The organism is Azonexus fungiphilus, assembly GCF_003634965.1.
Taxonomy (GTDB): Bacteria; Pseudomonadota; Gammaproteobacteria; order Burkholderiales; family Rhodocyclaceae; genus Azonexus; species Azonexus fungiphilus.
Genome location: NZ_RBXP01000018.1, coordinates 175,116 through 193,167, shown reverse-complemented (window position 1 = coordinate 193,167; position 18,052 = coordinate 175,116). Strand labels below are relative to the sequence as shown.

At 64.7% G+C, this 18,052-nt stretch carries 23 protein-coding genes; 18 read left to right on the top strand and 5 right to left on the bottom strand.

Annotation, left to right across the window (positions count from 1 at the left end):
- The first annotated feature begins 5 nt into the window (after positions 1-5).
- The 5 genes from DFR40_RS14755 to DFR40_RS14735 all read left to right on the top strand — a co-directional run bounded on the left by DFR40_RS14755 (position 6) and on the right by DFR40_RS14735 (position 2,856).
- Positions 6-287, top strand: coding sequence for a hypothetical protein (locus tag DFR40_RS14755; protein ID WP_121459260.1), 282 nt, complete (start codon positions 6-8; stop codon positions 285-287).
- Positions 284-1,369, top strand: coding sequence for a flagellar hook-length control protein FliK (gene fliK / locus DFR40_RS14750; RefSeq protein WP_121459259.1), 1,086 nt, complete (start codon positions 284-286; stop codon positions 1,367-1,369). The genes DFR40_RS14755 and fliK overlap by 4 nt, the downstream gene beginning before the upstream one ends.
- Positions 1,347-1,643 (top strand): EscU/YscU/HrcU family type III secretion system export apparatus switch protein, encoded by a 297-nt coding sequence (locus DFR40_RS14745; protein ID WP_121459258.1) that lies wholly within the window; start codon positions 1,347-1,349, stop codon positions 1,641-1,643. Before fliK ends, DFR40_RS14745 begins: the two co-directional genes overlap by 23 nt.
- 26 nt (positions 1,644-1,669) lie before the next feature.
- Positions 1,670-2,461, top strand: a complete 792-nt coding sequence (locus tag DFR40_RS14740; protein WP_121459257.1) for a flagellar brake protein — start codon at positions 1,670-1,672, stop codon at positions 2,459-2,461.
- Between the two features lie 98 nt (positions 2,462-2,559).
- Positions 2,560-2,856 carry a hypothetical protein gene (locus DFR40_RS14735; protein ID WP_121459256.1) on the top strand — a complete coding sequence of 99 codons (297 nt, stop codon included), beginning with the start codon at positions 2,560-2,562 and terminating at the stop codon, positions 2,854-2,856.
- Positions 2,857-2,866: 10 nt separating this feature from the next.
- Here DFR40_RS14735 and fliE read toward each other — a convergent pair whose 3' ends face one another.
- The 3 genes from fliE to DFR40_RS14720 are packed head-to-tail and all read right to left on the bottom strand — an operon-like array spanning position 2,867 to position 5,779.
- Positions 2,867-3,190, bottom strand: a complete 324-nt coding sequence (fliE, locus tag DFR40_RS14730; RefSeq protein WP_121459255.1) for a flagellar hook-basal body complex protein FliE — start codon at positions 3,188-3,190, stop codon at positions 2,867-2,869.
- Positions 3,191-3,237: 47 nt separating this feature from the next.
- Entirely contained in the window at positions 3,238-4,590 is a 1,353-nt protein-coding gene (locus tag DFR40_RS14725; protein ID WP_121459254.1) for a sigma-54-dependent transcriptional regulator, read from the bottom strand.
- 4 nt (positions 4,591-4,594) lie between these two features.
- Positions 4,595-5,779: a sensor histidine kinase gene (locus tag DFR40_RS14720; protein WP_121459253.1), complete on the bottom strand. Its 1,185-nt coding sequence runs from the start codon at positions 5,777-5,779 to the stop codon at positions 4,595-4,597.
- A 157-nt stretch (positions 5,780-5,936) separates the two neighbouring features.
- On the opposite strand from DFR40_RS14720, the gene fliF reads away from it, so the two are divergent.
- The 13 genes from fliF (at position 5,937) to fliR (ending at position 16,634) form a co-directional block, all read left to right on the top strand.
- Entirely contained in the window at positions 5,937-7,640 is a 1,704-nt protein-coding gene (fliF, locus tag DFR40_RS14715) for a flagellar basal-body MS-ring/collar protein FliF (protein WP_245985697.1), read from the top strand.
- Entirely contained in the window at positions 7,630-8,628 is a 999-nt protein-coding gene (gene fliG / locus DFR40_RS14710) for a flagellar motor switch protein FliG (RefSeq protein ID WP_121459251.1), read from the top strand. The genes fliF and fliG overlap by 11 nt, the downstream gene beginning before the upstream one ends.
- A gap of 4 nt (positions 8,629-8,632) precedes the next feature.
- Entirely contained in the window at positions 8,633-9,343 is a 711-nt protein-coding gene (locus DFR40_RS14705; RefSeq protein WP_121459250.1) for a flagellar assembly protein FliH, read from the top strand.
- Entirely contained in the window at positions 9,328-10,743 is a 1,416-nt protein-coding gene (gene fliI, locus DFR40_RS14700) for a flagellar protein export ATPase FliI (RefSeq protein ID WP_121459249.1), read from the top strand. The genes DFR40_RS14705 and fliI overlap by 16 nt, the downstream gene beginning before the upstream one ends.
- Before the next feature lie 6 nt (positions 10,744-10,749).
- Positions 10,750-11,205 (top strand): flagellar export protein FliJ, encoded by a 456-nt coding sequence (gene fliJ / locus DFR40_RS14695; RefSeq protein WP_121459248.1) that lies wholly within the window; start codon positions 10,750-10,752, stop codon positions 11,203-11,205.
- Positions 11,206-11,262: 57 nt separating this feature from the next.
- Positions 11,263-12,288: a flagellar hook-length control protein FliK gene (locus DFR40_RS14690; protein ID WP_121459247.1), complete on the top strand. Its 1,026-nt coding sequence runs from the start codon at positions 11,263-11,265 to the stop codon at positions 12,286-12,288.
- A 24-nt stretch (positions 12,289-12,312) separates the two neighbouring features.
- The gene (locus tag DFR40_RS14685; RefSeq protein WP_121459246.1) at positions 12,313-12,879 is read left to right on the top strand and encodes a flagellar basal body-associated FliL family protein; all 567 of its coding nucleotides are present in this window, start codon (positions 12,313-12,315) and stop codon (positions 12,877-12,879) included.
- Between the two features lie 6 nt (positions 12,880-12,885).
- Positions 12,886-13,902, top strand: coding sequence for a flagellar motor switch protein FliM (gene fliM / locus DFR40_RS14680; RefSeq protein ID WP_121459245.1), 1,017 nt, complete (start codon positions 12,886-12,888; stop codon positions 13,900-13,902).
- Positions 13,895-14,338, top strand: coding sequence for a flagellar motor switch protein FliN (gene fliN / locus DFR40_RS14675; RefSeq protein ID WP_121459244.1), 444 nt, complete (start codon positions 13,895-13,897; stop codon positions 14,336-14,338). Before fliM ends, fliN begins: the two co-directional genes overlap by 8 nt.
- A 93-nt stretch (positions 14,339-14,431) precedes the next feature.
- Positions 14,432-14,848 carry a flagellar biosynthetic protein FliO gene (gene fliO, locus DFR40_RS14670; RefSeq protein ID WP_211329811.1) on the top strand — a complete coding sequence of 139 codons (417 nt, stop codon included), beginning with the start codon at positions 14,432-14,434 and terminating at the stop codon, positions 14,846-14,848.
- Positions 14,838-15,581 carry a flagellar type III secretion system pore protein FliP gene (gene fliP, locus DFR40_RS14665; RefSeq protein ID WP_121459243.1) on the top strand — a complete coding sequence of 248 codons (744 nt, stop codon included), beginning with the start codon at positions 14,838-14,840 and terminating at the stop codon, positions 15,579-15,581. Before fliO ends, fliP begins: the two co-directional genes overlap by 11 nt.
- Positions 15,578-15,847, top strand: a complete 270-nt coding sequence (gene fliQ, locus DFR40_RS14660) for a flagellar biosynthesis protein FliQ (protein WP_121459242.1) — start codon at positions 15,578-15,580, stop codon at positions 15,845-15,847. Before fliP ends, fliQ begins: the two co-directional genes overlap by 4 nt.
- A 1-nt stretch (position 15,848) precedes the next feature.
- Positions 15,849-16,634: a flagellar biosynthetic protein FliR gene (fliR, locus tag DFR40_RS14655; protein WP_121459241.1), complete on the top strand. Its 786-nt coding sequence runs from the start codon at positions 15,849-15,851 to the stop codon at positions 16,632-16,634.
- Here fliR and DFR40_RS14650 read toward each other — a convergent pair.
- Together DFR40_RS14650 and flgL are read right to left on the bottom strand one after the other, a co-directional pair.
- Complete coding sequence (locus DFR40_RS14650; RefSeq protein WP_121459240.1) at positions 16,628-17,074, bottom strand: hypothetical protein; 447 nt, start codon at positions 17,072-17,074, stop codon at positions 16,628-16,630. The two genes, fliR and DFR40_RS14650, sit on opposite strands and share 7 nt — an antisense overlap.
- Positions 17,071-18,051, bottom strand: coding sequence for a flagellar hook-associated protein FlgL (gene flgL / locus DFR40_RS14645; protein ID WP_121459239.1), 981 nt, complete (start codon positions 18,049-18,051; stop codon positions 17,071-17,073). The genes DFR40_RS14650 and flgL overlap by 4 nt, the downstream gene beginning before the upstream one ends.
- Position 18,052 lies beyond the last annotated feature (1 nt).

Below are 18,052 nucleotides of genomic sequence, written 5' to 3'. Positions count from 1 at the left end.
GCAAGATGCCGACGGAACGCAGCCTGCAAGCGCTGGACCAGCAACTCGACACCCTTCTGGCGACGCTCGAGCATGGCGACTGGGATCGCCTCCCTGACCTCGAACCCTCGCTGCTGCAGGCCCTGACCGCTGCGCGCTCAAGCAGCGATGCCGCTCAGAGGAAGCAGATCGAGGCGCTTCTGCAAAAGCTCGGGCGGGCGATTGCCGCCTGCACCCAACGCAAGGAACAGATCGCACCGCTCGTTAACGCGCTCGCGACGACCGCACAAACCGCCGTCAAAGCATGATTCCGCCGGATGTTGCCAGCACGCTGCGCACCACCCTCGCCGACGCATCGAGCGCCCATCAGTCACAGCAAACCCAGCCGGTAGCGCCAAGCCAGCGCATCACCGACATTCTCAGCAACCTGGTCCCGGGGCAAAGGATATTTGCCGAGATCCAGGCCTTGCTGCCGAACGGCAGCTATCGTGCGCTGGTCGGCCAGCGCGACGTGACACTGGCGCTGCCGTTCTCGGCCAAGCCCGGGGACAGCCTCGAACTTGAAGTTGCGGAAAGCGACGGCAAGCTGACCCTGGCTTTTGTCGCCAACCGCACCGATGCCCAGGCGAAGACGGCAGATCCGTCAGTGGCAACCTCCCTGAGTTCCGCTGGCAAGCTGATCGGCGACCTGATGCAGGGGATCGATGGCGAAGGCAAGCGGGCTCCGGCAGCACCGCTCAACGGTAACCAGGCGATTGTCGCCAGCATGCCCAAGGACGGCGCCGACCTGGCCCCGGTGCTCAAGCAGGCGCTCAGCCAGAGCGGGATGTTCTACGAAGCCCACCAGGCACGCTGGGTCGCCGGCCAGTTGCCGACCGAACAGTTACGCCAGGAACCTCAGGGCAAGCTGCCGGCCGAAATGACAGCGGCGACCAACCCGCCGAGCAACAGCCAGGCAACGACCGCGCGCGAGGCTGCCGGCATGCCGGCAGCCCAGGCCGGCGGCATTCCCCGAGATATTGCGCCGCTCGTGCAACAGCAGCTCGACGGCCTGGCTAGCCAGAATTTCGCCTGGCAAGGCCAGATCTGGCCAGGCCAGAAGATGTGGTGGGAAATCGGCGAGAACCCGGAAGACCGTCAGTTGGTCGGCGATGAAGCCAGCGCCCGCTGGCACACCCGGCTGCGCCTGCAACTGCCGCAACTGGGCGACATCGACGCCCGTCTGCACCTGCAGCCCGGCGGCGAACTGGGCATCCGCATCATTTCGGGCTCGGACGCCAGCGAAGCCCGGTTGCGCCACGCCCTGCCCGCGCTGCAGGCCCAGTTGCAGGCAGCCGGACTGAACCTGCGCCAGATCCTGATCGACCATGAAGCCGCCGAAACAGAATGATCCGGCGCGTGAAGCGATCGCTCTCGCCTACCGGCAGACCGACGCCGCGCCGCGGGTGGTTGCCAAGGGCAAGGGGCTGATTGCCGAGGAAATCATCGCCAAGGCCCGCGAACACGGAGTTTTCGTGCATGAGTCACCGGAACTGGTGGCCTTGCTCACCCAGGTCGACATTGACGAACACATTCCCCCGCAGTTATACATGGCCGTCGCCGAATTACTGGCCTGGCTCTATCGCATCGAACAGGGCGAGCCTACGGCGACGCCGCCCCGATAAACCCAAGCACCGCCATTGCCCAGGCCATGACCGCAGCCTCTGAAGAAATCTCCGTTCCGGTATTCGAAATCGACCAGCCGGAAAACTACGGCCAGTACATCGTCGCCAATCCGCTGGAAATCCAGCGTCACCTGCGCGCGCTTCAGGAACAGCGCAATTTCGTCACGCTCTATCTGGACGCCGGGCGCCAGTTCTTTCTCAGCACCGTTCTGGCGGTCGACACCGAAAAAAAGCAGATTTTGCTCGACCTTCCCGGCCGGCCGGAACAGCTCGAAGCAGCACTCAAGGCGGAACAGACGACGCTGTCGACCCTGGTCGACCGGGTCAAGATCCAGCTGCGCCTCGGCCCCCTGAGCCAGCAACGGCACGATCAACAGACGGCCCTCGCAACCGCCCTGCCGGCAAGCATGCTGCGCCTGCAGCGTCGCGAATTCTTCCGGATCGAAACCCCGCGCCTGCCGCCGCTACGCTGCAAGTTGGCCCGCGTGCATGCCGACGGCCGCGCCGAAGCCTTCGATTTTCCTCTGTTCGACATCAGCGGCGGCGGGCTCTGCATGACCGGCCCGATCGCCCAGGCCGACAAATTCTCGCTCGGCGAACTTTTCGCCGACTGCCGCCTGGACATTCCCGGCGAAAGCGTTCTCTCGGTAAACCTGCGGGTGCGCGAGATTTCCCGCTGCGAAAGCGCAGCCGGCGAGCAGCAACTGCGCCTCGGCTGCGAGTTCGTCAACCTGCCGGGGACGCGCCTGACCCTGATCGAACGCTACATCACCCGCCTCGAACGCGAGCGGAAATCCCGCGAGAGCGGGCTCAGCTGACCGACATGCCGCAATGACCGCCGCCGGCCGGCCATTCTTGGCAAGGCCGCGGCCAGTCATTACAATTCCGGCCCAACCTTGGACGCGCTTTATCCGGCATGCAACCCAGCAGCATACAGTTTCAACATTTCTGGATCGAACTCATCCTCGGCATCGTGATGATCGTCGTCCTGCTCGACAATCCGCTGGAAAAGGGCCTGCTCGGTGCGCTGGTCCTCGGCCTGGCGATCTTCGCCAGCCGCACCATCCACCATGGACGGCAACTCGCCGCACGGCGCGCCGAACAGCGCCGCGCACGTCAGGCGGAAATCGAGAAACGGGAAGAGGAACGCCGCCTCAAGCAGGAAGCGCTGCGTCAGGCGCAGCGCGAAGCGGCAGAGAAATACCTGGCCTGACGCGTCAGCGTCAAACCTGCATGTTCATCATGTCCTGATAGGCGGTAACCAGCTTGTTGCGGACCTGAACCATTTCCTGGAACGAGACACTGGCCGTCTGCAGCGCGATCATCACTTCGTGAAGATTCTGGCTGGTATCGCCGGCGGCAAGTTTTTCCGCCATCTGGTTGGCCGATTGCTGCGTCTGGTTGACCTTGTCGATCGAGTTCTTCAACACCTCGGAAAAATCCGTCACGCCGGCCGCGCCCGCAGCCGACTCCGCCGGCTTGCCCGACGCCTGCGCTGCGGTCGTCCGCAGCACGCTCAACATTTGTTCGATACCCTTGGTGTCCATGTTCGACTCCTTCAACCGAGCAATTCACAGCAATAAGCGGGCCAGCATCAATCGCTGTAATGACCTTCCTCGCGATACTGCTGCAACTTGTAGCGCAACGTCCGCTCGGAAATCCCCAGGCGTTCGATCGCCAGCTTGCGCGAGCCACCGACCTCGGCCAGCGTCTGCAGGATGTGCTCGCGCTCCAGATCCCGGATGTTGAGATTATCGCCTTTTTTGTCGTTGACCGTCAGCGTTGCCGGCGGCGGGCTGGCCGGGCGGGCAACCGGCTGGGCGGCAAGATTGAGATGCTCGGGCTCGATGCGTTCGCCGGGCGCCAGGATCAAGGCTCGCTGGACGACGTTTTCCAGTTCGCGAACGTTGCCGGGCCAGGCGTGCGATGTAAGCGCACGCTCCGCCGCAGAAGACAGCTGCATCGAAGGACGACCGAAACGGGCACCGTGCTCGGCGATGAAATGGCGGGCAATCGGCACGATGTCGAGCGGCCGTTCGCGCAGGGCCGGAATTGCCACCGGGAAGACGTTCAGGCGATAGAACAGGTCCTCGCGGAAAACCCCGCGCGCAACCGCCTCGGCCATGTCGCGATTGGAGGTGGCGACGATGCGGATGTTCAGCGCCACCGGTTTCTTGCCCCCCACCCGCTCGACCTCCCGCTCCTGGAGCACGCGCAGCAACTTGGCCTGCAGCCCCATCGGCATTTCAGTGACCTCGTCGAGCAGCAGCGTACCGTCCTGCGCCTGCTCGAACTTGCCGGCCTGGGCCTGCTGGGCCCCGGTGAAGGCGCCCTTCTCGTAGCCGAACAGGGTCGCCTCGAGCAGGCTGTCGGGGATTGCCGCGCAGTTGATGGCGACGAACGGAGCCTCCCGGCGGGCCGAGTTCCGGTGAATGAAGCGAGCGACCACTTCCTTGCCAACACCAGATTCGCCCGTCAGCAGAACCGTCGCATCGGTCTGGGCAACGCGTCTGGCCATGGCGAAAAGATCGCGGCTGGCAGCATCCTCGGCGACGACGCCGCCGTCATCGCGCGCCGCCGCCAGTTCGTACTTGTTGATGTGACCGAGCAGGGCCTGCGGTTCGAACGGCTTGAGCAGGAAGTCGCAGGCACCGGAACGCATCGCATCGACCGCCTTGTCGACCTCGGCATAGGCCGTCATCAGGACCACCGGCAGATGCGGCAGGCGGGCACGGATTTCCTTGAGCAGGGTGATGCCATCCATCGGCATCATGCGCACATCGCTGACGACGATCGAGAACGCCTGCCCGGCCAGCGCCTGCAGGGCCGCCTCGCCGCCATCGACGGCCACGTAGGGACGCCCGGCCAGCTCGAGGGTGTCGCCGATCGCCTCGCGCAAGCTGGGATCATCCTCGACCACGAGAACCGGCAAGCTGTGTTCGCTCATTGCATCAACCTTCGTTTTGCGCCGCCGCGATCGGCAGCGTCATGACAAATTCGGCGCCTTCGCTGGCCGCCGTCGAAATTTCTATGGTCCCGCCGTGCGCCCGGGCAACGCCGAGGGCGATCGCCAAGCCGAGGCCGGTCCCCTGCCCTTTGGTGGTGTAGAACGGCTCGAAGATGCGATCACGCTTTTCCGGCGCGACGCCGGGGCCGCTGTCGCGCACTGAGAGACTCAGGAAATCGCTGCAGATTTTGCCGGTCAGGCAAATTTTGCCGCCTGCCGGGGTTGCCTGCAGGGCGTTCTCCAGCAGATTGAGCAAGGCGCCCGACAAGGCCTTGCGGCTACCGACGATTTTTGCCCCGGCACAGCCGTCGACCGTGGAGAACTCGATCGCGTGCTCGCGCATCAGCGGCTCCATCGTCTGCGCCGCCTCGGCGAACAGTTCGGCGGCCGGAATCACGTCGCGACCGATGCTTTCGCCACGGGCGAAAAGCAGCACATCCTGGATCAGGCGCTCGAGTCGGCGCAACTGCCCGGTCGCCTTGTCGGAGAATTTCGCCCGCGCCTCCTCGCTCATCCCCGGCTGCCCCAGGTTCGACGCATAGAGCAGCGCCGCCGCCAGCGGCGTGCGCAGCTGATGCGCCAGCGAGGCAGCCATTTCACCCATCGCCGCCAGGCGCTGGCTGCGCTCGAGCTCTTCCTTCATCCGCTGCGCCGAGGTCACGTCGTGAATCACCAGGATCTTGCCATCCCCCGACGGCAGGACGCTTTCGGCCATCGACAGCCAGGCCTCGCCAAGGCGCCACTCCCCAACCGTCAGGGTTGGCTCCAGGCTGCGCGCGACGACATCGCCCCAGTGCTGGCCAACCGCCTGCGCCCCGAACATCGCCATCGCCACCGGATTGACCGCGCTCACCCGGGCTGCCGAATCGAGCAGGACGACACCGGCCGGCAAGGCGTCGAGCAGCGACGACAGACGCTCGGACAGGGCTTCCTTTTCACGGTACTGGCGGCGCAGTTCGCCGTTGGCCACGGCCAGTTCCTCGGTCAGCGACGCCACCCGCTGTTGCAGTGCTTCGTAGGCTCGCGTCAGGTCGGCCGAGACCTGGTTGAACATCGCGAACGCCCGTTGCAACTCGGCCGCCTTGTCGGCGGCGGCGTGGTCTGGCTCTGGCGGCGGGGATTTTGTCATTAAAAACTTAGGGTGCATTCAGCGCGGGTAATAGTAGAATATTTCTAGGAAAATTTGGCTTCCCGATTGATTCTTCTTCTGTTTCCCCTGATCGAACCGGCATTTGATGGCAGCTAGCACCGAAACCACAGCAGGAATCGCACCACCTGAAAACCAGGTGGATCGCCTGCGCGAGGCCTTCAATCGCCTGAGCGGGCAACAGAAGGTGGGCCTCATCGTGGCCATCGCCGCGATCGTCGCGGTCATCGTCGGCTCCATCCTGTGGAGCCGGCAGCCCGACTACAAGGTCCTGTTCTCGAACCTGAGCGAGAAGGACGGCGGCAGCATCATTGCCATCCTCGAACAGCAGAACATCCCGCACCGGATGTCGAACAACGGCGCCATCATGGTGCCCAACGAGCGCGTCCATGAAGTCCGCCTGAAGCTTGCGTCACAAGGACTGCCGCGCGGCGGCATGGTCGGTTTCGAGCTGATGGAGAACCAGAAGTTCGGCATCAGCCAGTTCGCCGAGCAGGTCAATTACCAGCGCGGGCTCGAAGGCGAACTGGCGCGGACGATCATGTCGATCGGTGCGGTCGAGGCAGCGCGCGTGCATCTGGCGATTCCCAAGCCGTCGGTGTTCGTGCGCGAAGAGCAGAAGCCGACCGCCTCGGTGATGCTCAACCTCTACCCGGGACGCGCGCTCGATGGCGCGCAGGTCGCCGGCATCACCCACCTGATCTCGTCGAGCGTGCCGCAGTTGCAGTCGAGCAACGTCAGCATCATCGACCAGAACGGCGCGCTGCTGTCGACGCTGAAGAACAAGCTGACCGAGGCCGGACTCGACGCCACCCAGCTGAAATACGTCCGCGAGATCGAGAACGGCATCATCGGGCGCATCGAACAGATCCTGAAGCCGGTCCTGGGCAGCGACAACTTCAAGGTCCAGATCGCCGCCGACATCGACTTCTCGCAAAGCGAGCAGACGGCTGAGACCTTCCGCCCGAACGCCGCCCAGGAAGCCAGCGTCATCCGCAGCCAGCAGAACAACGAGACGGCCAGTGTCAATCAGGCGACCGGCGGCGTCCCCGGTGCGCTGACCAACCAGCCGCCGGTACCGGCAACCGCCCCGCTGACCGTGCCCGCCACCGGCGGCCCCCCGGCGACCGGCGCCAATCAGCCCGGCAACATCCAGGGACGCATCGACGCCGCCGGTGTCACCGCACCGCTCAACGCCGCCGGCCAACCGATCAACACCAGCAAGAACTCGACGATCAACTACGAGGTCGACCGCACGATCCGCCATACCAAGCAGGGCATGGGTGCGATCCGCCGGCTGACGGCGGCGGTCGTCGTCAACCACCGCAAGGAAATCGACGCCAAGAGCGGCAAGGAGGTCAACAAGCCGCTGGCCGAGGCCGAGATGAAGCAGATCAACGACCTCGTCCGCGAGGCCATGGGCTTCAGCCAGGAGCGCGGCGACTCGATCTCGGTCGCCAACGCGCCCTTCGCCGGCACCGAGAAGGAAGACATCAGCCTGCCGGCCTGGAAGGATCCGGAGAACGTTTCCTACATCAAGGAACTGGTCAAGTACCTGCTGATCACCGCGATCATCGCCTTCCTCTACTTCAAGGTGATCCAGCCGTCGCTGAAGACGATGTTCCCGGCCCCGGCGTCCGAGGATGACTTCGACACGCCCGGCGGCGTCGCCGGCGCTGCCGGTCATGTCGCCGTGATCGGCGAGGACGGCGAGGAAATCCAGGACAACGTGCAGATCGACCACTATGCCGCCAAGGTCCAGAAGGCGCGCGATCTCGCGCAGGCCGATCCGAAGGCGGTAGCCAACATCATCAAGGAATGGATGGGCGGCAATGCCAGCTGAAGACGGACTGGAAAAGAGCGCGACGCTGCTCATCGCGCTCGGCGAAGACCACGCCGCCGAAGTGCTCAAGCACCTCGGACCGCGCGAGGTGCAGAAACTCGGCCACGCCATGGCGGCCTTGAAGACGGTGCCGCGGACGACCGTCGAATCGGTGCTCGACGAATTCCACAAGAACGCCGAAGAGCATTCGGCGGTACATGTCGATACCGACAACTACATCCGTTCAGTGCTGACCAAGGCGCTTGGCGACGACAAGGCCTCCAACCTGATCTCGCGCATCCTTCAGGGCGGCGAAACCTCGGGCATCGAGGGGCTCAAGTGGATGGACGCGCAGACGGTCGCCGACCTGATCAAGAACGAGCACCCGCAGATCATCGCCACCATTCTGGTGCACCTCGAGCACGATCACGCCAGCGAAATCCTCAACCACTTCACCGAGCGCCTGCGCAACGACGTGGTCCTGCGCATCGCCACGCTCGAGGGCATTCAGCCGGCAGCGCTGCGCGAACTCAACGAGGCGATGCTGCGCATCCTCTCCGGCTCGACCAGCATCAAGCGGACCGCCATGGGCGGCGTGCGGACGGTCGCCGAGATCCTCAACTTCATCGGCACGGCCAACGAAACCTCGGTGGTCGACGCGATCCGCGAATACGACCCCGACCTGGCGCAGAAGATTCTCGACGAGATGTTCGTCTTCGAGAACCTGCTCGAGATCGACGACCGCTCGATCCAGATGATCATGCGCGAAGTCCAGTCGGACTCGCTGGTTCTCGCCCTGAAAGGCGCCTCGCCCGAGCTGCGCGAGAAGATCTTCAAGAACATGTCGCAACGGGCGGCCGAAATGCTGCGCGAGGACCTGGAATCGAAGGGCCCGGTCCGCCTCTCGGAAGTCGAGGCGGAGCAGAAGGAAATCCTCAAGATCGTCCGCCGCCTGGCCGACGAAGGCCAGATCGTCCTCGGCGGTGCCGGCGGCGAACAGATGATCTGATTCCATGTCCGGTGTCATCCCCAAGGAACAGCTGGCCGCCTACCAGCGCTGGCAGGCCAATGCCTTCGACGAACCAGCCACCGAGGCAGCGGCTCCCCCCGTCGACCTCCCTGTCGAAACACCGCCGGTGGTTGACGAAGCGGCCGGCGAGCCGGTCAGTGGCCCGCTGACCCTGCCGACCGCCGACGACATCGAGCAGATCCACGAACAGGCCCGCCAGGAAGGCTACCTGGCCGGCCTCGAAGAAGGACGGCAGGCGGCAGCCGCTGCGATGCAGGCCGAGCGCGAACTGGAAATCGCCCGTCTGGCGGCGTTGACCGTCGGATTCCGGGAAGCGCTGGCGGCTTTCGACCAGGTCATTGCCGAACAGGCGCTCGACCTCGCCCTGGAGGTCGCCTCGCTGGTCATCGGCAGCACCTTGCGCACGCGCCGTGAACTGCTCCTGCCGGTGATCCGCGAAGCCATGCAGGCACTGCCGCTGCACCACGGCAACATCAGCCTGCACGCCCATCCCGACGACGTCGACAGCCTGCGCGAAGGCCTTGGCGAACTCGGTACCCAGGGCACCATCCATCTGGTCGCCGACAGCGCCCTGACGCCTGGCGGCTGCATTCTCAAGTCCGGCAACAGCGAAATCGACGCCCGCCTGGAAACCCGCTGGCAACGAGTGCTCGAAGCCATCGGCGTCGATCCCGAGCAATGGCAGATCCGCTGATTCCGCCGATCCCCCACCTCGAGCGCTGGCAACGCTTCCTGCAGGGCTGCGGCGATGCCGCCAGCAACGCCCAGCCGATCTGGCCGAGCGGACGACTGACGCGGATCAACGGCCTGGTCATGGAAGCTTCCGGGCTGAAGCTGCCGCTCGGCAGCACCTGTCGCATCCACCCGGCCAGCGGTGCGCCGGTCGAGGCCGAAGTCGTCGGCTTCGCCGGCGAGAAGCTCTACCTGATGCCGTCCGACGAGGTGTACGGACTTGCCCCCGGCGCCCGCGTCGTGCCCTTCGACGCCCCCAGTCCGCCGCCCCAGGTGGACCAGCCGGGTCACCAGAAACGGCGGGCCATCGACCGGGCGAAGCAGGTACCGGTCGGCGACGAACTGCTCGGCCGCGTTCTCGACGGCGTCGGCCGTCCGCTCGACAACAAGGGACCGCTGCGTGCGGCCCAGGCGCGGCCGCTGCAGAGCCGCCCGATCAACCCGATGAGCCGGGCAGCGATCGAACAGCCGCTGGACGTCGGCATCCGTGCCATCAACTCGCTGCTCACCGTCGGCCGCGGCCAGCGGATGGGCCTGTTCGCCGGCTCCGGCGTCGGCAAGTCGGTACTGCTCGGCATGATGGCGCGCTATACCGAAGCCGAGGTCATCGTCGTCGGGCTGATCGGTGAACGCGGCCGCGAGGTCAAGGAGTTCATCGAGCACATCCTCGGCGACGAGGGCATGCGTCGCGCCGTCGTCGTCGCCGCCCCGGCCGATACCGGCCCGCTGATGCGGCTGCAGGGCGCCGCCTACGCCACGACGATCGCCGAATACTTCCGCGACCAGGGCAAGCAAGTCCTGCTGATCATGGATTCGCTCACCCGCTACGCCATGGCGCAACGCGAAATCGCCCTGGCCATCGGCGAACCGCCGGCCACCCGCGGCTATCCGCCGTCGGTCTTCGCCCGCCTGCCGCAACTGGTCGAGCGCGCCGGCAACGGACCCGAGGGTGGCGGTTCGATCACCGCCTTCTATACCGTGCTCGCCGAAGGCGACGACCAGCAGGACCCGATCGCCGATTCGGCCCGCGCCATCCTCGACGGCCACATCGTGCTCACCCGTGCCCTCGCCGACGCCGGCCACTATCCGGCGATCGACATCGAGCAATCGATCAGCCGGGCGATGGTCAACCTGATCGAGAACACCCAGCTCGACCAGATCCGCCGTTTCAAGGTGCTGTTCTCGCGCTACCAGCGCTCGCGCGACCTGATCGCGGTCGGCGCCTACGCCCCCGGCTCCGATCCGGTGCTCGACCAGTCGATCGCCATGTACCCGCGGATGGAGGCCTTTCTCCAGCAAAAGCTCGATGAGAAGTCCGACTTCCCGACGAGCATCGGTCACTTGGCCACGCTGTTCAGCTGATAAGCCATGAGCCAGCCTTTTTCGCTGCAGCCGCTGCTCGAACTGATGCAGAACCGGGCCGACGAGGCAACGCGTCAGCTCGGCCAGCTGATCGCCGCCGAACAGAATGCCAGGAGCCGGCTGCAGATGCTCGAGCAGTACCGCGCCGAATACGCCGACCGCCTGCGCGACGCCATTGCCCAGGGCATGACCCGGCCGGTGCTGGCCAACTACCAGGACTTCCTCGCCCGCATCGACGAGGCCATCGGCCAGCAGACGGCGGTGGTCCGGCAGAGCGAAAGCAACACCAGTCACGGTCAACAGCACTGGAAGGAGCAAAATACCCGACTGAAGGCCATCGACACCCTGGCGGTGCGCCATGAAACCCGGGAAAGGCAGCTCGAGGAAAAGCGGGCGCAGAAAATCCTCGACGAATTCTCGGCCCGGAAATACGCCCGCGGCGATACCAAAGCAGACGACTGAGAACTGGGCACGCCACTTGCTTTAACGCTGGCAGGTCATTTTCTTCCAGGAATCAACATGGGCATCACCGTCACTACCGCCGCCGCACTTGCACCCAGCGGCAACGCCGCCGCTTCCGGCAGTGCAAGCAGTGCCGGCACCACGACCGGAGCAGCCGCCGAGTTTGCCGCCTTGCTGGCGGGCCAGGTGAGCGACCTCAGTCAGTTCCTGCAGAACGGCAGCAATCCGATCTCGCTCGCCATCTCCGGCCTGCCGGGCAAGGACGCTGCCGGCGACAGCATTGCCAGCCAGGGCGAAGAAGACAGTGACGAGGCACCGCTCGATGCCATCGCGCTGTTCGACGCGCTGGCCGCGCATGCGGCGGCCAAGCCGGCCAGCGAAGCCGGCAACACCGCCGACATCGGCCGCGCTGCCGGCAGCGGCGGACTGACCGTCGGCGACGGCAGCCGGCAACAGGCGCCAACGGTCCTCAACCTCCTCGGCCAGCGTCAGCAGGTTGCCGCCGATCCGCTGACCGGCAACGGCGAGGCGGCAAAACTTGCCGGCGAAACCGAAATCGTCACCCCCGGCCACTTCGCCAATGCGCTGGCCGCCCAGGAGCGGACGCAGACGACCGCCCGCAGCGACGCCCAGCCCAGCATCGCGACGCCGCTGCACGATCCGCGCTGGGCCCAGCAACTGGGCGAGAAGGTCGTCTGGCTGGCTCGCGGTGATGTCCAGAACGCCCAGATCAACATCACGCCGGCACAACTCGGCCCGATCCAGATCAACATCAGCCTGAACGGCGACCAGATGACGGCACATTTCGTCAGCGCCCACCAGGAAGTCCGTCAGGCGCTCGAAGACGCGATGCCGCGCCTGCGCGAAATGCTCTCCGGCGCCGGCATCAACCTCGGCCAGTCGAACGTCGGTTCGCAGGCGCAACAACAGCAGCAGGCGCAGCAGCAATCGTCCGGCCAGTTCGGCGAGACGCCCCGCAGCTTCAACGAAGACGCTATACTTTCGGCCGACACGCACGTGGAGACTGGCAGCACAGTCCTCCCTGCCCAGCGCGGCAGAGGAATGGTTGACCTGTTTGCCTGAACACCGAACTAGAGAGGGAGAAGCATGGCCAAGGACGCAAAGCCTGCCGAAGAAGGGGCGGAAGCCCCACCGAAAAAGAGCAAGAAGCTGCTGATCATCATCGTCCTGGTCGTCGTCCTGCTCGTCGGCGCCGCCGCTGCGGCCTTCCTGTTGATGGGCAGCAAGCACGACGGCGAGGATCTCGACGACGAGGAAGTGGCCGAGGAAACCGTCAAGAAGAAGCCGGCCAAGAAGAAGGACAAATCGGTACCGCCGACCTTCATCAATCTCGACCCGTTCACCGTGAACCTGGTCCCGGAAACCGGCGACCAGTATCTCCAGGTGGCCGTCTCGGTCGAGCTCGACACTCCTGAATCGCAAGCCATGCTGACCGCGATGATGCCCCGCATCCGCAACAACGTGACCCTGCTGCTGTCGAGCAAGAAGGCCTCGGATCTGCAGCCGAAGGAAGGCAAGGAAAAGCTGGCCAGCGAAATCCAGGGCGAGATCAACGCCGCGATCGAGCCGCCGACCAAGAACAAGCGCGGCGAGATCGTGCTGCCGGAAGGCCCGGTGGTGTCCGTGCTGTTCACCTCCTTCATCATCCAGTAAGGAGCCATGGCCGGCGACTTTCTTTCCCAGGACGAGGTTGATGCCCTGCTCAAGGGCGTCACCGGGGAGACTGACGAGCCGGAATCCGAGGGCGGTGACGATGCCGGCATCCGTGCGTACAACCTGGGCACCCAGGAACGCATCGTACGCGGCCGGATGCCGACCCTCGAACTGGTCAACGAACGCTTTGCGCGCTATCTGCGCATCGGCCTGTTCAACTACATGCATCGCAACGCGGAGATCTCGGTCGGCCCGATCCGCGTCCAGAAATACAGCGAATTCATCCGCAACCTGGTGGTCCCGACCAACCTCAACCTGGTCGCAGCCAAGCCGCTGCGCGGCACGGCGCTGTTCGTCTTCGACCCGAACCTGGTCTTCCTCGTCGTCGACAACATGTTCGGCGGCGACGGGCGCTTCCACACGCGGGTCGAGGGGCGGGACTTCACCGCCACCGAGCAGCGCATCATCCAGGGCTTGCTCGGGGTCGTTTTCGGCGAGTACTCGAAATCCTGGAAGCCGGTGTACGACATTCATTTCGAGTACATCCGCTCGGAAATGAACTCGCAGTTCGCGAACATCGCCACCCCCTCGGAAATCGTCGTCTCGACGTCGTTTACCCTGGAATTCGGTGGCGCCACCGCCGACATGCACATCTGTTTCCCGTATTCGATGCTCGAGCCGATCCGCGACCTGCTCTACAGCACGATGCAGAGCGACCAGCTATCCACCGACAAACGCTGGATCGGTACCCTGCGCAAACAGTTGCAGGGCGCGGAAGTCGAAGTCGTCGCCCAGTTGGGCTCGGGCAAGGTGTCGCTGCGCGACATCCTCAAGCTCAAGCCGGGCGACGTGATCCCCATCAACATCCCGCCCCGGATCGAGGCGCTGGTCGACAACGTGCCGTTGATGGAGTGCACCTACGGCCAGCAGAGCGGCCAGTATGCGCTGCGGGTCGAGCGCTTCATCGCGACACCGCCGGAAAGCAGCAACGGCGAGCCCCTCCTGGGAGAAAAGAATGTCTGACGAAATGGAAAACACCGAGAGCACAGCCACCGAAGAGCAGATCAGCGAGGACGACTGGGCCGCCGCCATGGCCGAACAGGCGCCGAGCGAGGTCGGCATGGGAACGCCCGCCGCCCACCAGCCGGCCGACATCTTCCCGTCGTTCGGCGGGCCGGCGGCAGCCGGCGGGGTGATGAACGAACTCGACATGATCCTCGACATTCCGGTCCAGATCACCGTCGAACTCGGTCGCACCAAGATCACCATCAAGAACCTGCTGCAACTGGCCCACGGCTCGGTCGTCGAACTTGACGCAATGGCCGGCGAGCCGATGGATGTGCTGGTCAACGGCACGCTGATTGCCCAGGGCGAGGTCGTCGTCGTCAACGACAAGTTCGGCATCCGCCTGACCGACATCATCACGCCGTCGGAGCGCATGCGCAAAATCAACCGCTAGCATTTTTTGTCATTTCCGGGCGTCGACCGCAAGAATGCACTGCCCGGCGTTTGGGTTAAGATAGCGCACTTCCCATCCTGCAGTTTTCGCCAAGTGCTGCGCACCATCCTCATTTCCGCCCTGCTGCCGTCGACCGCGCTGGCCGCCGACGCCGCCGCCCCCGGTATCGGGGCCGGCACCTACCTGCAGGCCACTTTTGCGCTGCTGCTCATCGTCGGCCTGCTCTTCGCCGCCACCTGGGCGGCGCGCAAGGTATCCGGCGGCAAGCGCTTCGGCCAGGGCAACCTGCGCGTGATCAGCGGCATTGCCCTCGGCCCCAAGGAGCGCATCGTGCTGGTCGAGGTCGAGGAACAGTGGCTGGTGATCGGCATCGTCCCCGGCCAGATCCGCACCCTGCATACCCTGCCCAAGGGCAGCACGCCAACCGCCGGCAACGCTGCCGAAGGTGCCTTGCCGGCCTTCGCCGACTGGCTGCAGACGATCCGCGAACGGGGGCAAGGTGCGCAATAAGCTTTTCCTGGCACTGGCGCTGTTGCCCCTGGCCGGCCAGGTTCTTGCCCAGAGCGCCGGCCTGCCGGCGCTGACCAGCACGCCGGCGGGCGGTGGCGGCACGACCTACAGCCTGACCATCCAGACGCTGCTGCTGCTCACGGCGATGACCTTCATCCCGGCAGCGATCCTGATGATGACCAGCTTCACCCGCATCGTCATCGTCCTCTCGCTGCTGCGCCACGCGATGGGCACGCAAACGGCGCCACCGAACCAGATCATCGTCGGCCTGGCGCTGTTCCTGACCTTCTTCATCATGTCGCCGACGATTGACCGGATCTACAGCGAGGCCTACGTGCCGCTCTCGGAAAACCGCCTCAACGTGATGCAGGCCGGCGAGCGCGCAGTCGAGCCGCTGCGTGCCTTCATGCTCAAGCATACCCGCGAGGCCGACATCGCCATGTTTGCCGGTGTCGCCCGGATCACCAGCATCGAGAAGCCGGAAGATGTGCCGCTGCGCATCCTGATTCCGTCCTTCGTCATTAGCGAACTGAAGACCGCATTCCAGATCGGCTTCGTCCTCTTCATTCCCTTCCTGATCATCGACATGGTCGTCGCCAGCATCCTGATGTCGATGGGGATGATGATGATGTCGCCGATCATGGTCGCGCTGCCGTTCAAGCTGATGCTCTTCGTCCTCGTCGACGGCTGGCACCTGATCATCGGCTCGCTGGTTCAGAGCTTCAACATATGACGCCGGGCACCGTGATGGAAATCGGCCGCCAGGCCATCGAGGCAACGCTGATGATGTCGGCGCCGATGCTCATCGCCGCTCTCGCGGTCGGCCTGGTCGTCAGCATCTTCCAGGCGGCGACGCAGATCAACGAGGCGACGCTGCAGTTCGTGCCCAAGCTGGTGGCGATCTTCCTGGTGCTGATCCTGCTCGGCCCGTGGATGCTGCAGTACATGATCGACTACATCCAGCGCCTGTTCGGCAGCATCCCGCAGCTGATCGGCTGAGATGTTCAGCCTGACGACGGCCCAGATCGACGCCTGGATCGCGTTCTACGCCTTCCCGCTGGCCCGCATCCTCGGCCTGGTGGCAACTGCGCCGCTGTGGAGTACCGCCGGCATCCCCCGTCAGACGCGACTGGTGCTCGGCCTGGCCATCGCCATCGCGATCGCCCCGGCGTTACCGCCGATGCCCTCAGTCCAGCCGGCGTCGCTGGCCGGATTGTGGATACTCGGCCAGCAGATGCTGATCGGCATCGCGATGGGCTTCGCCGCCCGCGTCGTCTTCGCGGCCGTCGACATGGCCGGGACCTACATCGGCTTCCAGATGGGCCTCGGTTTTGCAACTTTCTACGACCCGCTGGAAGGCGCCCAGACACCGGTGCTCGCCGAATTCATCGGCCTCCTGGCACTGCTCCTGTTCATGGCTCTCGACGGCCACCTGCTCTACATCTCGACGCTGGCGCAGAGCTTCCACGCAATCCCGGTCGGCCCCGAGGCGCTGTCGCCGAACAGCTGGCGCAACATCGCCGAACTGGGCAGCAAGATCTTCTCGGCCGGCCTGCTGCTCGCACTGCCGGTCCTGGTGGCGCTGATGATCACCAACATCGCACTTGGCGTACTGACCAAGGCGGCACCGCAGTTGAACCTGTTTGCACTGGGTTTCCCGTTGACGCTGATCGGTGGCTTCGTCGCCATCGGACTCAGCCTCAACTACCTGGCCGTACCGCTGCAGGCCCTTTACGACCACGCCCTGCGCGCGATGCTCGGTTTCGCCGTCAGTGCCGGTCAGTAACTACCGTTGAGTGCGAACGAGTCGGCCACTTCATGACGGACGAAGCGTAGCGTGCCTTCCGCCACCCGCCGCGTGGACAGGGTCTGCGAATCGACGCCTTCGCTGTAACTGGCGATCTGGTAACCGGCGAACCCCTGCTCCTGCTGCAACTGGAGCGCCCGCCGCTTGAGCAGTTGCAGCGCCTCGCCGGCACCGCCGGTGTGAAAACGCTTCATCTTCATCGACAGCTGGTAACTGTCGTCGCTCAGGCGCGTTTCCTCGATTTCCCAGTTCGGCGCGAGAGGGTCGTAGATCAGGTGGATCGCCAGCGCAGCCCCGGCCGCCGTGCCGAGCGCCAGCTTGCTGTTGGTCACCAGGCTGAAGCCACCGGTGCCGCTCGACTTGCAGCCGGCGGACAGCAGCGCCACCGCGCACAGGGAAATGATCAGCCTCGTTTTCACAGGATGCTGAACAGGCTGAGTTGACTGGTCTGCTTGAAGGTCAGCTGGGTCGCCTCGAGCTGCGTCTGGTAGCGGGTATAACGGGAAATCGCCTCCGCATAGTCGAGATCCTGCAGTTCGGACAGACGGACATCGTAGAGATAGTTGATGTCGGACGCCGTCGTCTTCAAGCCGTCTACCGCGTTGAGGCGGGCGCCGAGCGTGGCCCGGACATTGGCCACGTGATCGATGGTCGCCTGCACCTTGGTCTTCATCTGGTCGAGTTCGGCAGTAGTGAACGTCATCCCGCTCGATGGGTCGACCAGGTCGATCAGGTTCTTGACCGTATCGAACATGCTCTGCCCAACGACATTGCCCTGGGCATCGCGCACCTGCATGAAGACTTCCATACCGCTTTCCGACACCGCCATCGTCTTCGAAGCTGAAACCTGCAGGGTCGGCACCCCGGCATCGCCGGAGTAGGTGACATGGGTGTTGCTCAGCCCGTAGGCCGGCACCGTCGCACCGGTAGCCGGCGGCGTTGCCGCCGGATTGACGGCAAATGGCTCCTCACGGGCCTTGGTCCCGGCAAAAATGTGCAGTCCGGTACCATCCTGGGTGTTCGCCAGCCCGACCAGCGTCTGCAGGTGCAGTTTCAGTTCGGCGGCGACCATCCCGCGCTGTGCTGCGTCGTACATCTGGTTGCCGGCCTGAGTCGCCAGTTCGGCAACCCGGATCAGGGTATCGCCAACGCTGCCGACGATCGACTCGGCCAAGGTCAGCTGTACTGCCGCATCGCTCTGGTTGTTGATGAACTGCTTGTTGACCCCTTGCGACTGCGACACCTCAAGCGCTTCGGAAGCACCGATCGGATCGTCAGCCGGCGTCAGGATTCGCCGCCCGGTAGACAGCTGATTCTGCGCCTTATACAACTCGGATTGCAGGTTCAATATGCCCCGCAAGCCGGAGTTGTACATCATTGAGGTACTGACGCGCATG